The sequence below is a fragment of the Lacihabitans sp. LS3-19 genome (assembly GCF_024343575.1).
In the GTDB taxonomy this organism is placed as follows: Bacteria; Bacteroidota; Bacteroidia; order Cytophagales; family Spirosomataceae; genus Leadbetterella.
On record NZ_RJUA01000009.1, the window covers coordinates 86,954 to 101,310 of the forward strand.

Below are 14,357 nucleotides of genomic sequence, written 5' to 3' on the forward strand. Positions count from 1 at the left end.
GTCGTTTTTTTTACCTTTATTGAATTCGGTTTTTCAATGATGAATTTTACTTTAAATGAATAAAGATAGTCCATGTAATATAATGAGAGTTAATAGAATCAAATTTAAATCTTAAAATTTCGTTGTGTATTTTTGTAAGAAAAAAACGCTAAATTTTGAAATTTTTCCCATTAATCTATCTTATTTTTACTGTGAAGGCTGGTTTTTGCCAAGTAGAAATATCAAATTCGAACGCACCTTCAATGCCGTTAGTGTTCGAAAAAAAACCATCTATAGTCAGTATTCCGCTAGAAATTTCTATTGAAGATCTTCAAAATAAGATAAATACGGGAATGCCGAATCTGATTTTTGAAGACAATAGTTTTGATGATAATAACCAAGATGAACTTAAAGCAAAAGTTTGGAGAAATGGGAATTTGGTTTTTACCAGTGCTATAAATGACATTATCACATATGAGGTTCCTTTAAAAGTTTGGGCTCAAAAAAGGATTAGTATTCTTGGGATTTCACAATCACCTGCCACAGTATTTGAGATAAAGCTAAAATTTTCTTCAAAGTTTGGAATTACTCCTGATTACTCAATTCAAACTATTACTAATGGACTAGGCTTTGATTGGATTACAAAGCCTGTTCTAAAAACAGGATATGTTGAAATACCGCTTGGGCCAATAATTGGAAAATTAATTACCAATAATTTAGCTTCATTTGCATCCCAAATAGATCAAACCATTAAGGACAATTACTCATTAAAACCCTATGTTCTTGATGCGTGGAATACTTCTCAAAAACCTTTTTTGGCTTCGGAAGAATATAATACTTGGGTAAAATTGGAGCCAGTAGATGTTTATATCACCCCTTTAAAGGCATCTGGCAAGAGTCTAAAATCAACTATTGGCATAAAATTGTTCGTTGAGACTTTAGTTGGTACTCCATTATATTCACCAAAACAAATTCAAAATATACCTTCTTTAAAGTCTATTCCAACGATTTCTGAAGTTTTCGAAATTCAACTTTTTAATCAAATTTCATATTCAGAGGCTACCAGAATAAGTAAATCAATGTTTTTAGGTGAAAAATTCGAGTTTAAAAATGGGAAGTACAAAATTGAAATTACAGATATTGAAATTAAAGCTGACGGAGATTATTTATCATTGATAACTACGACCAAAGGAAGTTTTAAAGGTCAGATATTTCTTAAAGGGTTTCCTGTTTATGATCCAGAGAAAAAAATGATTGTTTTGACCCAGACAGAGCTGGACATAAAAACAAAAAATATTTTACACAAAGCCGGTGCATGGTTATTGGAGGGTACGCTTGAGAAAAAAATCGAAAATGAGTTTGGATTGCCAGTTTCAGAGATTATTGAATTTGGAAAACAAAGTGTATTGAGTACTATTAATTCTGAAATATCAAAAGGTATAAAAATGAAAGGTGAGATATTTTCGGTTGTTCCAGATCAAGTAAAAGTTTCAGAAAATGGTATTATTGCTACAGTTATAGCCAAAGCTAAGGTAGAGTTGCTTGTGAAAGGACTTTAATTTAGTAAATTGCGACCGAAATAAGCTGACCTATCGCCAGATTTTAGGATTTGGAGGAAAGTCCGAACAACATAGAGCATCATGCTACCTAACGGGTAGGGGAGACTTGTCTTCACAGCTAGTGCCACAGAAAATACCGCCTAGCGAGAGCTCGGTAAGGGTGAAAAGGGGGTGTAAGAGACCACCGGTTTTGTTGTGAAGCAAAACGCAGAGGTAAACCTCATGAGTTGAAAGACCAAATAAACCGACATTAAAGAGTTGCTCGCTCAAGTCGGAGGGTAGGTTGATAAAGGTTTTGAGCGATCAAAACACTAGATAAATGATAGGATAGAACAGAATTCGGCTTATTAGCTTATTTCATTTTTTATTTTAAAAAATAATTACTAATTTTGCACTCCAAATTTAAAACAGGGACGGGTTCCCACAAATAAAATAACAAGCAAATGGCAGTTAAAATCAGATTAGCAAGAAGAGGTCGTAAAAAAATGCCTATTTATGACATCGTTGTTGCAGATGCTCGATCACCACGTGATGGTAAATTTATCGAGAAAATTGGTCAGTACAATCCTCACGCTACTCCAGCAATTCTATCTTTGAAAAGTGATAGAGCTTTGTATTGGTTACAAGTAGGAGCACAGCCAACTGACACTACAAGAAAAATTTTAAGTGTTAACGGCGTAATGATGAAAAAACACCTTCAAATTGGTGTTGAAAAAGGAGCCATAACACAAGAGCAAGCTGACGAAAAATTCGCTGCTTGGGTAAGTGCCAAAGAAGAAGCAAGAGCTGTGAAAATCTCTAAATTGAATTCTTCTAAAGAAGCTAGTAAATCTGCTGCTTTTGAGGCTGAGCGTAAGAAAAAAGAAGACAAAGCTGCTGCAATTAAAAAAGCGGAAGAAGCATTGATAGCTGCTTCAAATCCAGCTCCTGAAGTGGTTGAAGAAACTACGGAAGAAGTTGTTGAGGCTGCAACTGAGGAAGCTCCCTCTGTAGAAGAAGCTCCAGCTGCTGAGGAAACTCCAGCTGCTGAATAATACTTTGTAAAGTACATTACATAAATCCTCGCTGTAAGGCGGGGATTTTTTTTAGTTTAAAATATGCAAAAATCTGATTGTTTTTCACTCGGAAAAATCACAAAACCTCATGGGTTAAAAGGCGAGGTTAATATTTGGTTAGATGTGGATGTACCTGAGTATTATTCCAATCTAGAGGCACTATTCCTTGAAATTAAAGGCCAATTAGTGCCTTTTATTATCCAGCAGATACAAGTCAGAGGTAAAAAATCAATAGTTAAGTTTGAAGAAATAGATTCTATTGAGGCAACCGATAATATTATTAACGCTGAGGCATATTTGCCAATTACCGCCTTGCCTAAGCTTAAAGGTACGCAGTTTTATTACCATGAAGTGGTGGGATATCAAATTCGAGATACAGGTTCTAAACAAAACATTGGGCCGATACTTGCAATTTATGAAAGTACAGGTCAAGATTTGTTCGCGGTTGATATTGACGGAGTTGAGGTTTTAATACCTATTGTCGATGATTTCTTAATAGCTGTTAATCATATTGAAAAAACTATTTCAGTTAAAATTCCGGATGGGCTTTTGGATATTTATTTAACACCAAAAAAAGATGAGGATTGATATTATTTCTTGTCAACCAGGCTTGATAGATGGCTTTTTTTCCCAATCTATTGTAAAAAATGCCAAAGAGAATAAGCTTGTAGAAATTTATACGCATGATTTAAGAGATTGTGGAATAGGAAATTACCGCCAAATCGATGACTATCAATATGGTGGTGGGGCAGGTATGGTTCTTATGGTAGAGCCATTGGCGAGTTTGATTAGGACGCTTCAAGAAAAAATCACTTACGACCAGATTATTTATTTGACTCCTGATGGTAAAACCTTAAATCAAAAAACGGCCAACACGCTTTCGTTATCTCAAAGCTTACTACTTATTTGCGGGCATTACAAAGGAATTGACGAAAGGGTTCGTGAAATGTTTGTAACCATGGAGATTTCTATTGGAGACTACGTGCTTTCAGGTGGAGAAATCGCTGCTGCTGTTTTAACTGATGCAATAGTAAGGTTGATTCCAGGAGTTTTAAATGATGAGACCTCTGCTCTTACGGATTCTTTCCAAGATAATCTTCTGGCTCCCCCAGTATATACTAGACCTTCTGACTTTGAAGGCTATAAAGTGCCTGAAATTTTGACCTCTGGAAATGAGCGTTTAATCAACGAATGGCGGTTTGAAAAGTCAGTCGAAAAAACTACCCAGCGTAGACCCGATTTATTAAAAAAATGATTGGAAATAAAACAAGAATTTTGTATTTTTGGGGAAATTAATATAATATAATTTACTAAATTTTAATAGAATCCTTCACCCGAATTTATGGCAGAAGAAAGCGAAGATCAAGACTTAGGTACACATAATCACGGTACCATAATCCCGATTAATATAGAGGATGAAATGAGAGGTGCTTACATTGACTATTCAATGTCAGTTATTGTTTCAAGGGCATTACCAGACGTAAGAGATGGATTCAAGCCAGTGCATAGAAGAGTCCTTTTTGGAATGTCTGAATTAGGTGTTTATCACAATAGAGCATATAAAAAATCAGCTCGTATAGTAGGAGAGGTTTTGGGTAAATATCATCCTCATGGTGACTCGTCAGTTTATGACACTATGGTAAGGATGGCACAAGAATGGTCATTGAGATATCCTTTGGTTGATGGTCAAGGAAACTTTGGGTCAATAGATGGAGATTCACCTGCTGCAATGCGTTATACCGAGGCTAGATTGAAAAGAATTGCCGAAGAAATGCTTTCTGATATCAACAAAGAAACTGTTGATTTTCAACCCAACTTTGATGATTCATTGTCTGAGCCTTCAGTTTTACCGGCTAGAATTCCGAATTTATTGCTAAATGGTACTTCTGGAATAGCAGTTGGTATGGCCACAAACATGGCTCCTCATAATTTGAATGAGGTTTGTGATGGTATTGCTGCATATATTGAAAATCCTGAAATTGATATTGAAGGTTTAATGCAGTTTATCAAAGCTCCCGATTTTCCAACTGGAGGAATTATTTATGGATATTCAGGTGTTAAATCTGCATTTGAAAATGGTAGAGGAAGAATAGTGATTCGTTCTGTTGCCAATTTTGAAGTATCGAAAACAGGAAAAGAGCAAATAGTAGTTTCTGAAATTCCATATATGGTTAATAAAGCCAATATGATTGAAAAAACTGCTCAATTGATCAATGAGAAAAAAATTGAAGGTATATCAGACCTTAGAGACGAGTCTGATAGAGAAGGACTTAGAATAGTTTATGATCTAAAAAGAGATGCTGTTCCAAATGTTGTACTCAATAATCTTTATAAATTTACTCAATTACAGTCTTCTTTTAGTATTAACAATGTTGCTCTTGTAAAAGGCCGACCAGTTACATTAAATCTTAAAGATTTAATAAAATACTATGTGGAGCATCGTATGGAGGTTATCACTCGCCGTACCCAATATGACTTGAAAGAAGCCGAAAAAAGAGCTCATATTTTAGAAGGTTTGTTAATAGCTTTAGATCATCTAGATCAAGTAATTGCATTGATTAGAGGTTCCAAAGACCCTGATGAAGCAAGAGCAGGTTTAATGTCTAATTTTAATCTTTCGGAAATTCAGGCCAGAGCAATTCTTGACATGAGATTGCAAAGGTTAACAGGACTTGAAAGAGATAAAATTACGGAAGAGTACAAGCAGATAAAAGAATTAATAGATGAATTGAATTCAATATTGGCTTCTGAAGAAAAGAAAAAGGAAATCATAAAAACTGACCTGCAAGATCTTAAATCGAGATATGGCGATGCCAGGAGATCAAAAATTGAAATGGTTGGAGCAGAATTTAATATCGAAGATATGATTCCTGATGACGAAATGCTCGTTACGATTTCGAATCAAGGATATATTAAGAGGACCAATCTTGCTGAATATAAAACACAAAGTAGAGGAGGTACAGGATCCAGAGGCGTCAAGACCAAAGATGAAGACTACACAGAGCACCTTTTTGCCGCTACCAATCATAACTATCTTTTGTTCTTTACTGAAAAAGGAAAACTATATTGGCTAAGGGTATTTGAGACGCCAGAAGGTAATAAAACATCAAAAGGAAGAGCTATTCAAAATTTGATCAATATAGAATCTGATGACAAAGTCAAAGCGGTATTGAATGTCAAAACGCTTACGGATGAAGATTATATCAAAAATAATTATATCGTAATGTGTACCAGAAAAGGTACAGTTAAGAAAACATTATTAGAGCTCTACTCTAGACCAAGACAAAATGGTATAATTGCAATCAATATCAATGAAGGAGATACATTAATAGATGTGGCTTTAACAAATGGTAGTGATTATATTATCATTGCCGCTGGTGGTGGTAAAGCAGTTAGGTTTAGTGAAGCTGGTATCAGACCAATGGGTAGGGGAGCTACAGGTGTAAGAGGTATCTCTTTGGCTGAAAACGACCACGTAATCGGAATGATTTGTGTTGGTAGAGAAGACGCTCAACTGTTGGTAGTTTCTGAAAAAGGTTATGGTAAACGCTCTGATATTGATGATTACAGAATAACTTCAAGAGGAGCAAAAGGTGTGAAAACCCTTAATATTACTGAAAAAGTTGGAAATTTAGTATCTATCAAAGAAGTTACTGACGAAGACGATTTGATGATAATAACCAATAGGGGAATTGCAATTAGAATGCACGTTGCTGATTTAAGAATTATGGGTAGAAACACGCAAGGTGTAAAACTTATAAAATTAAGTGACAAAGATGGTATTGCATCTGTATCAAGAATAGTTCGGGAAGAAGATGAAGAAGAGATTGTAGAAGGTGAAGCTATTGTGGTTGTAGATGGAGAATTACCAACATCTATTGAGCCTACAGCATCTGGTGAGTCTCCTGAAACGGATGAGACTGAAACGTCAGAAGAATAATAATGAATTGTTAACGTATTAAAATAAAATAAACCTAATAGTATTTAATAGTCTAAAGATAAACAAAACTCGATATTTAAAAATGAAAAAACTTATTTTAGCCTCATTTGTTGGATTGATTTCCTTCAATTCAATTGCTCAAGATCCTTTGAAGGAACTTGAATGTAAAGGATATGTTGATGCCATAGAGAAAAGCATTAAAAATACAAATAACCCGAAACAAGCTGTTAAAAGTGCTACATGGGTTAAATTAGCTGAGGCTTATCAAGATTTAGCTTCAAGATGTGGATCGGATTCAATGGCTGCTCAAAAAGCTTATGACACTTTTCAAAAAGCATTAGAAGTCGAAAACGCTGCAGGTGGAAAGAAATCTAAAGCAATTGAGGAAGCATTAGCTGACAGTAAGCTTGGAAATGCTTTTATACAGCAAGGAGCAGCCTATTACAATTCCAAAAACATGGAAATGGCTGGTAAATTCTTTAATCAAGGCTCAAAAATTAATTCAAAAGATTCTACTGCAGCACTTTATGCTGGAATAGTTGCTCAAGGCCTAGGCGATAATGTAGGAGCCATAGCAAGTTTTAAGAATTATTTTGCTAATGGAGGAAAAGATCCAGCTGTATATTATAGTTTAGCTCAAATTTACAAAATTGAGAAAAACTTCCCTGCGGCTATAGAAGTATTAAAAAAAGGAGCAGAGGTACATCCGGCTGATAAAGATCTGAAAAATGAGATTATCAATACTTATATATCTTCAAACAATATCGATGGTGCAATTGGAGATCTAGAGAAAATGGTGGCAGCAGAACCAAATAATGCCTTGAATTTAACCAATCTTGGCCTTTTGTATGACAGTAAAGCACAAGACGCTAATATTGAGGCTCAGAAAATTAAAGAGCAATTAGCGAAGTCAAATACAGACGATTTAGAGAAAAAATTGGCAATCGAAAAGGATAAATTGCCGATATACGAAGGTGAAATAGCTTCTTTAACTGCGAAATTGAAAAAAGAACCTAAAACAGCAGCAGCAACTAAGAAAAGAATTGCTGAGGTAACTAGTACAAAAACTGAAATTGAAGAGGGAATAGTAGGTTTGAATAATCAAATTGCAGAAAAGAAAGGAAATAAAGTAAATGCTGACCTTCTAGCTAAACTTCCGAGCTATCAAGCAAGTTTTCAAGAATACAAATCTAAGGCCTTTGAAATTTATAAAAAGACTTTAGCTCTTGACGCTGACAACTATGATGCTAATTTTAATATGGCCGTTATGTACTTTAATGAGGCTGTAGAAACCAAAAGACTAGTTGATGCTATGGATATGAAAACTTACCAAGCTTCTGGAAAGGAAATTGAAATGAAAGCTTGTTCACAGTTTAATACTGCTAAACCATATTTTGATAAGTGTAAGTCTTTAAAGCCAGATGATGATTTAGTTATCGAGAATTTAAAAAACTTGGATAGAATATTAGGCCAATGTAAAAACTAAAAAATAGGCCACTTGAAATAGTGGCCTATTTTTTAATGAATCTATTTAACATAATATAAATTATATAACAAATATAAAATTTCTTATTATCTTGAGTTTTCAATAAAAAATGAAAATAGGAAATATAAAATAGAATTGAAAAAAAACAATATTTGAGAAAGTCTAACTTGAGATAAATGAGTAAATGGAAAAAGTACTTGCATTTCTTTGATAAGTAATTTCCATGTGAGCTGTTAAGATTTAATCGGGTTAAATATAAGAAAAATATTATCTTGGAATTCTAAATATTATATGGATCAAATTGGCTAAATGTATTGTCAGTGTAAAAAACTAAAATCTTTTGAATTGTTTTTTGACCACTCTTAGAAGCCTGAGAATTTGATATTTCTGCATCATTATCAAGTAATTTATTTTCATTCGATTCTCGTGAGGAATAAAAGCTAGAAAATAAGGCATTAAAGTCCTTATTTTTAACGATTTGGTCCACTATTTCCATATCGATAGACTCATCATCAGATATCCAATTGTAGCCCAATTCTGGGAATTTTGAGACAATCTTCTGAATAATCTCTAAACTTGGTTTATTTCTCCCAGAAAGTATATGGCTAATGATTGGTCTATTTACCCCAATATAATCTGCAAAACGCGTTGAGGTGAGTCCAAGGCCTATTATTAGGCTTTCTATCTTATCTTTTAAGTTATTGTTCACAAATGTAACAGGCGTAAATTAACAATTCTTTAAACTAGTTTACAAATGTAATCATTAAAATTTACATTTGCAAACGAATTAAAATTTACATATGTAAATAGTAACAGATTGATTATTAGACTAATATAACTATTCTAGGATTGGGAATTTAGAATAAAAAAAATATTAAAAAGAATTTGGAAGTAATAAAACTTTCAGTTTACATTTGTACTGACTTATATGCTTTCTTATAACAACATTGCAATCAAATCCATTTCAATTAGACAATTTAAAAGGGCTTCAATATTATTTGAATGCCCTTTTTCATTTTTTTGTTCATACAGAAAACCAACAGAATAGCATAGCAGTTTGCCTTCAAATAAAAAAAATCTTTTTTCCAGCAATTAAAAAGGCTTCCAAAATTATTTGAAAGCCTTTTTAATATAACAAAATTCTTGTTTTTAGACAGTTACATTATTTTCTCGTAAAGCCTCATTTAAAGATGTTTTTAAGTCTGTACTAGCTTTTCTTTTACCTATTATTAATGCAACTGGGACACCATATGTACCTGCTGGAAAGTCTTTATTTATTGTTCCAGGTATTACAACTGAATTTTCCGGTACATAGCCAATATACTGAACAGGCTCAGGCCCTGTTACATCTATAATTTTAGAACTTCCAGTTATTGTTACCCCAGCACCTAACACAGCTCGTTTAGCTATATGTGCACCTTCAACCACTATACACCTTGATCCAATAAAAGCTCCATCCTCAATAATAACTGGAGATGCTTGTGCAGGCTCTAAAACACCACCTATGCCGACTCCCCCGCTTAGATGAACATCTTTACCTATTTGAGCACAACTTCCCACTGTTGCCCATGTATCGACCATAGTACCACTATCAACATAAGCCCCGATATTGACATAACTTGGCATAAGAATTGTTCCTGGAGCAATATATGCTCCATATCTTGCTACTGCAGGAGGTACAACTCGAACGCCTAGTTCTTTATAATTATTTTTTAATTGCATTTTATCATGAAATTCAAAAATTCCAACTTCTTGAACTTCCATTTGCCTTAAAGGGAAATACAATATTATAGCCTTCTTAATCCATTCGTTAGTAATCCATTTGTTTTCGCTATTTAAATTAGCAACTCTCAGTTTTCCATCGTTTACTAATTTAACCACTTCATTAATGGCATCTACTACTTTGGAGTCTTTTAATAATTCCCTATTGTCCCAAGCAGACAAAATCAACTTTTCTAATTCTTGCATTTGTATAATTTAAAGAAAAAATAAATATAGTATAACTCAATTAAAATAAATCTATTCTTTTGATTTATAGCCAGTAAAACTGCTTAAAATCAGTTAAAATCGAAACTTTAGAATTTTAATTTACAAAGCCAAATAATATTCTGTTTTTGGCCGAATTGAATTGCAAATATAAAAGGAAGGTATTAGTAAATTGAACAGAAAGAGAATAAATTTTACTATCAAGATTAGTATATCTTCAAGAGAGATTAGCAATTGTACTTTAAGTGATTTTTATAGCAAATTTTCTTTTATACAATAACATTTATTGAAATTATTTTAATTGACATTGGTAATCGTTTATATTATTTATAATTTTGCACATCTTTTTTTTTACTCAAAAAAATAATAACGAATGAAAGACATCAAAGTAGCAATTAATGGGTTTGGACGTATTGGAAAATTGGTTTATCGTCAAATTTACAATATGGAAGGAATTGACGTTGTAGCAATTAATGACCTAACTAGTCCTAAGACATTAGCACATTTATTAAAATATGATACTGCTCAAGGTCGTTTTGACCAAACTGTTGAGGCTACAGACAGTGCAATAATTGTAAATGGTGACACTATTAATGTTTATGCACAAAGAGATCCATCATTGATTCCATGGGGTGATCATGATGTAGACGTAGTTTTGGAATGTACAGGTTTCTTTACTAGTGCTGAATCTGCTTCAGCTCATATTAAGGCAGGTGCGAAAAAAGTTGTAATATCTGCTCCAGCAACTGGTGATTTAAAAACAGTTGTTTTCAATGTAAACCACGATATATTAGATGGTTCTGAGACAATAATTAGCGGTGCATCTTGCACTACTAACTGTCTTGCTCCTATGGCTCAAGTATTAGAGAATGAATTTGAAATTGTAAATGGTTTAATGACTACAGTTCATGCTTATACAAATGACCAAAATACTCAGGACTCTCCTCACGCAAAAGGTGACTTAAGAAGGGGAAGAGCTGCAGCTCAAAACATTGTTCCTAACAGTACTGGTGCTGCAAAAGCAATTGGTTTAGTATTGCCTTCATTAAAAGGCAAACTGGACGGTTCTGCTCAACGTGTGCCTACACTAACAGGTTCATTGACTGAACTAACAGCAATTATTGGTAAGAAAACCACAGTAGCTGAAATTAATGCAGCAATGAAAAAAGCTTCAAACGACAGTTTTGGATATACAGAAGATGAAATTGTAAGTAGTGATATTATCGGAATTAGATTTGGATCATTATTTGATGCAACCCAAACAAAAGTATCAACAGTTGGCGATTCTCAATTGGTAAGAGTAGTTAGCTGGTATGACAATGAAATGTCATATGTTTCTCAGTTAGTACGTACAGTACATTATTTTGCTGGATTAATTAAGTAATTTCCGTAAAAATTGTAGTTATAAAAAAAGCCTCTTTTAAGAGGCTTTTTTTATAAGTTTTGCTTTCAGATAATTTATTGAAGAACCTTTTTCGTTAAAAAGTTTTTCGTAATATGTAACAATATCATAATGACCTTCCTTTAAGTCAGAATTGTATAAATCATTGGTATAATCTATTATTTCGAATTCAGGATCTTTCATTATTAAATCCAAAGAATATTCAAATAAAAATGAACTATCAGTCTTTAAATGGAAAATTCCTTCGCTTTTTAAGTAAATCTTATATATATCTAAAAACTTTTGATTTGTAAGCCTTCTTTTTTCTTCTTTGTCTCTTGGCTGAGGGTCTGGGTGAACGAGCCATATTTCATCAACTTCATTAGGCTCAAAAAATTCATCTAAATATTGAATTCCAGTTCTTAGAAAGGCCACATTTGTCAGGCCTAAATCTATAGCCTTTTTACTTCCTCTAGCTATTCTATCCCCTTTTATATCTACTCCTATAAAATTAGTTTCAGGGAATTGCTTACTCAATCCAACAGTATATTCTCCTTTCCCGCACGCCAATTCTAGCGTTATAGGATTGTCATTTTTAAAGTAGATTTCTTTCCATTTTCCTTTAATGGTTGTATAAAGTTCTTTTCCTCTCTCGATTACATTTGAAGCTATAATATTATGCTCGAACCTTGGTAATTTTTTTCTCGACACTTTAAATATTGTTTAATTCGGCAACTAAATAAGTACTACCTCCAATAAATACTATATCCTCAGACTTAGCATAATTTGATAACACCTGCTCTAACGCCTGATTTACATTGTTATATATTTTTGATTCAAAATTGTATTTTAGTGCTTCTTTTTGGAGTTCGGAGGCTTTTAAAGCTCTAAAAGAATCAAAATCACAGAAATAATAATTTGCATTTAATGGGAGTAAACTGAAAACTTTTTCTAAATCTTTATCTTTTACAAAGCCCAAAATTAAATGAATTTTTGAATTTTGATTAGCAAAAAGTTTATTTAATGTGATTTTTAATGCATGCTCGTTATGACCGGTATCGCAAATTACTAATGGATTATTTTGCAGGATTTGCCATCTACCCTTTAAAGAGGTGTTAACTATTACGTTTTTAATTCCATTTATTAAATGCTCTTTGCTTAAATTATATCCTAGTTTATTTAATAAAGTGTATGCTTCAAGTACCCCAATAATATTATTTTTTTGGTATTGACCTACTAAACCAGAGGATAATTTGAAAATTTCTTGGGAATATATATTTCTAATATCAAGATTAAGTGTTTGTAAATCAGAAGATTCTTGGAAAATATCAAAGTTTTTAGAAGCAAATTTAATTTCAGAATTATTTTTTTTTGCTTCATCTTCAAAAACCTTGTAGGTATCAACCGAATATTCAGATACAATTACCGGAATGCCTTTTTTTATTATGCCCGCTTTTTCAAATGCTATTTTTTCAAGTGTATCTCCAAGTATGTCCATGTGGTCATAACCAATATTAGTAATAAGTGAGAAAAGTAAATTGCTAATTATATTAGTAGAGTCAAACCTCCCTCCTAACCCAACCTCAATTACTGCAATGTCAACTTTTTCATCACTGAAAAATTTGAAGGCTATTGCTACTGATACTTCAAAAAATGAAGGTTTTATTTTTTTAATTAATTCTGAGTAATTCTCGATGAATTCAATAATATAAGATTTTGGAGCCATTTCTCCATTAATTCTAAATCGCTCTCTATAATCTTTAAGATGAGGTGAGGTATAAAGACCTACTTTTAAGCCCTTTTCTATTAAAATAGATGCTAGCATGTGAGAAGTACTACCCTTGCCATTGGTGCCAGCAACATGGATACTTTTGAAATTATCTTGGGGATTACCAAGTGCTTCGCATAAAGCAATAATATTGGTAAGTTTAGGTTTTAGGGCTTTTAATCCTATTTTTTGAAACACTGGCAGCTTTGCATACAAGTATTCAATAGTTTCATCGTATGTCATGGTCTTTTTAAGCCCCTCTCGTTATATTTATAGTTATTGTTCCTGGATTTCTAGAGTTTGGAGTTCCTACAGGAATCAAATTGGCTTTTAGTTTTTTAGTTATTTGGCCTTTATAGTAATTCGTCACTGAAGGACTTACCGAAGTTTCCGCAACATTGATACTGATTATATCTCCTGTTTCGTCAATTACTACTTTGAAAACAATTCTTCCAGTTTCACTTGAATTATCTTTGGTTATATTCAAAGGGCCTCTATTTTTCCAACCTGATATGCTCACTGAGGCACCACTACCTCCACCTTTTCCTGGATTTCCATAAAGACTTTTGCCGTCTAAAGTTCCTCTGGGGTCACCTTTATCCCCGACCTCACCTGCTTTTCCGTCTCCATTGTTATTTCCTCCAACTCCAGATTTGGTACCTGTTGTCCCATTTGAGCCTGAAGATCCAGTTGGTTTCTTGAATATTGAGCCATTATCTACAGTTCTTTGAGGTGTAGGAGGAGCTGTAACTGGCGTTGGTGCTTTTGAAGTCGTTTTTACCTCTGTACTTGGCTTTGAAACTGGTTTAGTTGTTTCAGTCGGTTTTTTTACCGTTACTTTTGAATCTTCGTCAGAAGTCAATACGTTCGATGGGGCTGGCGGTGTTTTTACAGCTGCTGCAACTGGTTTCGGTGGAGTTGATTTAACTGGAGTTGGTTTAGTAACACTTTTGCTAGCCTCTGGTTTTACATCATAATTATTTTTAGAGCTATTGGCCTTATTAGTAGTTTGAATATCTCCAGAACCTACTAAGTCAACGCCATAGTTGAGGTCAACCCCCATTTCTATGATTTCAACTTTAGGTTCATAAACTATTTTTATAAGATACAATGAAGCTAAAATAATTGCATATAGCGTTAAGCTAATACCAATAGCCTTTGATTGATGATTATCTTTTTCTAAATTTTGTATTGTTTCCAAAA

General features: G+C 33.3%; 12 protein-coding genes and 1 other RNA gene. 8 read left to right on the top strand and 5 right to left on the bottom strand.

Features of this window, described 5'->3' with window-relative positions:
- Positions 1-242 precede the first annotated feature (242 nt).
- From EGI22_RS09630 to EGI22_RS09660, 7 genes are all read left to right on the top strand, one after another.
- On the top strand, positions 243-1,538 hold the full coding sequence (locus EGI22_RS09630; RefSeq protein WP_255068052.1) for a DUF4403 family protein: 1,296 nt from the start codon (positions 243-245) through the stop codon (positions 1,536-1,538).
- 17 nt (positions 1,539-1,555) lie between these two features.
- Positions 1,556-1,901: RNase P RNA component class A (gene rnpB, locus EGI22_RS09635), an RNA gene on the top strand.
- An 80-nt stretch (positions 1,902-1,981) separates the two neighbouring features.
- Positions 1,982-2,572 carry a 30S ribosomal protein S16 gene (locus tag EGI22_RS09640; protein WP_255068053.1) on the top strand — a complete coding sequence of 197 codons (591 nt, stop codon included), beginning with the start codon at positions 1,982-1,984 and terminating at the stop codon, positions 2,570-2,572.
- Between the two features lie 63 nt (positions 2,573-2,635).
- Positions 2,636-3,181, top strand: a complete 546-nt coding sequence (gene rimM / locus EGI22_RS09645; protein WP_255068054.1) for a ribosome maturation factor RimM — start codon at positions 2,636-2,638, stop codon at positions 3,179-3,181.
- Positions 3,171-3,848, top strand: a complete 678-nt coding sequence (gene trmD, locus EGI22_RS09650; protein ID WP_255068055.1) for a tRNA (guanosine(37)-N1)-methyltransferase TrmD — start codon at positions 3,171-3,173, stop codon at positions 3,846-3,848. The genes rimM and trmD overlap by 11 nt, the downstream gene beginning before the upstream one ends.
- An 87-nt stretch (positions 3,849-3,935) precedes the next feature.
- Positions 3,936-6,533 (top strand): DNA gyrase subunit A, encoded by a 2,598-nt coding sequence (gyrA, locus tag EGI22_RS09655; RefSeq protein ID WP_255068057.1) that lies wholly within the window; start codon positions 3,936-3,938, stop codon positions 6,531-6,533.
- A gap of 82 nt (positions 6,534-6,615) precedes the next feature.
- The gene (locus tag EGI22_RS09660; RefSeq protein WP_255068059.1) at positions 6,616-8,019 is read left to right on the top strand and encodes a lipopolysaccharide assembly protein LapB; all 1,404 of its coding nucleotides are present in this window, start codon (positions 6,616-6,618) and stop codon (positions 8,017-8,019) included.
- A 280-nt stretch (positions 8,020-8,299) separates the two neighbouring features.
- On the opposite strand, the gene EGI22_RS09665 is transcribed toward EGI22_RS09660, so the two are convergent.
- Together EGI22_RS09665 and EGI22_RS09670 are read right to left on the bottom strand one after the other, a co-directional pair.
- Entirely contained in the window at positions 8,300-8,728 is a 429-nt protein-coding gene (locus EGI22_RS09665) for a helix-turn-helix transcriptional regulator (protein WP_255068060.1), read from the bottom strand.
- A 440-nt stretch (positions 8,729-9,168) separates the two neighbouring features.
- On the bottom strand, positions 9,169-9,987 hold the full coding sequence (locus EGI22_RS09670; RefSeq protein WP_255068062.1) for a 2,3,4,5-tetrahydropyridine-2,6-dicarboxylate N-succinyltransferase: 819 nt from the start codon (positions 9,985-9,987) through the stop codon (positions 9,169-9,171).
- Between the two features lie 391 nt (positions 9,988-10,378).
- Here EGI22_RS09670 and gap point away from each other — a divergent pair, with 391 nt between their 5' ends.
- A complete protein-coding gene (gap, locus tag EGI22_RS09675; RefSeq protein WP_255068064.1) occupies positions 10,379-11,389 on the top strand; it encodes a type I glyceraldehyde-3-phosphate dehydrogenase in 1,011 nt (336 codons plus the stop codon).
- A gap of 36 nt (positions 11,390-11,425) precedes the next feature.
- On the opposite strand, the gene trmB is transcribed toward gap, so the two are convergent.
- From trmB to EGI22_RS09690, 3 genes are read right to left on the bottom strand one after another with little or no spacing between them, the layout of a single operon-like run.
- The gene (trmB, locus tag EGI22_RS09680) at positions 11,426-12,097 is read right to left on the bottom strand and encodes a tRNA (guanosine(46)-N7)-methyltransferase TrmB (protein WP_255068065.1); all 672 of its coding nucleotides are present in this window, start codon (positions 12,095-12,097) and stop codon (positions 11,426-11,428) included.
- Position 12,098: 1 nt separating this feature from the next.
- On the bottom strand, positions 12,099-13,397 hold the full coding sequence (locus EGI22_RS09685; RefSeq protein WP_255068066.1) for a folylpolyglutamate synthase/dihydrofolate synthase family protein: 1,299 nt from the start codon (positions 13,395-13,397) through the stop codon (positions 12,099-12,101).
- Positions 13,398-13,404: 7 nt separating this feature from the next.
- Entirely contained in the window at positions 13,405-14,355 is a 951-nt protein-coding gene (locus tag EGI22_RS09690) for a hypothetical protein (protein ID WP_255068068.1), read from the bottom strand.
- Between the last annotated feature and the right edge of the window lie 2 nt (positions 14,356-14,357).

Excerpts from the sequence above, each read along its gene's own strand:
- EGI22_RS09660 (WP_255068059.1), top strand. The coding sequence starts at position 6,616 with ATGAAAAAACTTATTTTAGCCTCATTTGTTGGATTGATTTCCTTCAAT.
- rimM (WP_255068054.1), top strand. The coding sequence starts at position 2,636 with ATGCAAAAATCTGATTGTTTTTCACTCGGAAAAATCACAAAACCTCAT.
- gyrA (WP_255068057.1), top strand. The coding sequence starts at position 3,936 with ATGGCAGAAGAAAGCGAAGATCAAGACTTAGGTACACATAATCACGGT.
- EGI22_RS09630 (WP_255068052.1), top strand. The coding sequence starts at position 243 with ATGCCGTTAGTGTTCGAAAAAAAACCATCTATAGTCAGTATTCCGCTA.
- EGI22_RS09640 (WP_255068053.1), top strand. The coding sequence starts at position 1,982 with ATGGCAGTTAAAATCAGATTAGCAAGAAGAGGTCGTAAAAAAATGCCT.
- EGI22_RS09685 (WP_255068066.1), bottom strand. The coding sequence starts at position 13,397 with ATGACATACGATGAAACTATTGAATACTTGTATGCAAAGCTGCCAGTG.
- EGI22_RS09670 (WP_255068062.1), bottom strand. The coding sequence starts at position 9,987 with ATGCAAGAATTAGAAAAGTTGATTTTGTCTGCTTGGGACAATAGGGAA.
- gap (WP_255068064.1), top strand. The coding sequence starts at position 10,379 with ATGAAAGACATCAAAGTAGCAATTAATGGGTTTGGACGTATTGGAAAA.
- trmD (WP_255068055.1), top strand. The coding sequence starts at position 3,171 with ATGAGGATTGATATTATTTCTTGTCAACCAGGCTTGATAGATGGCTTT.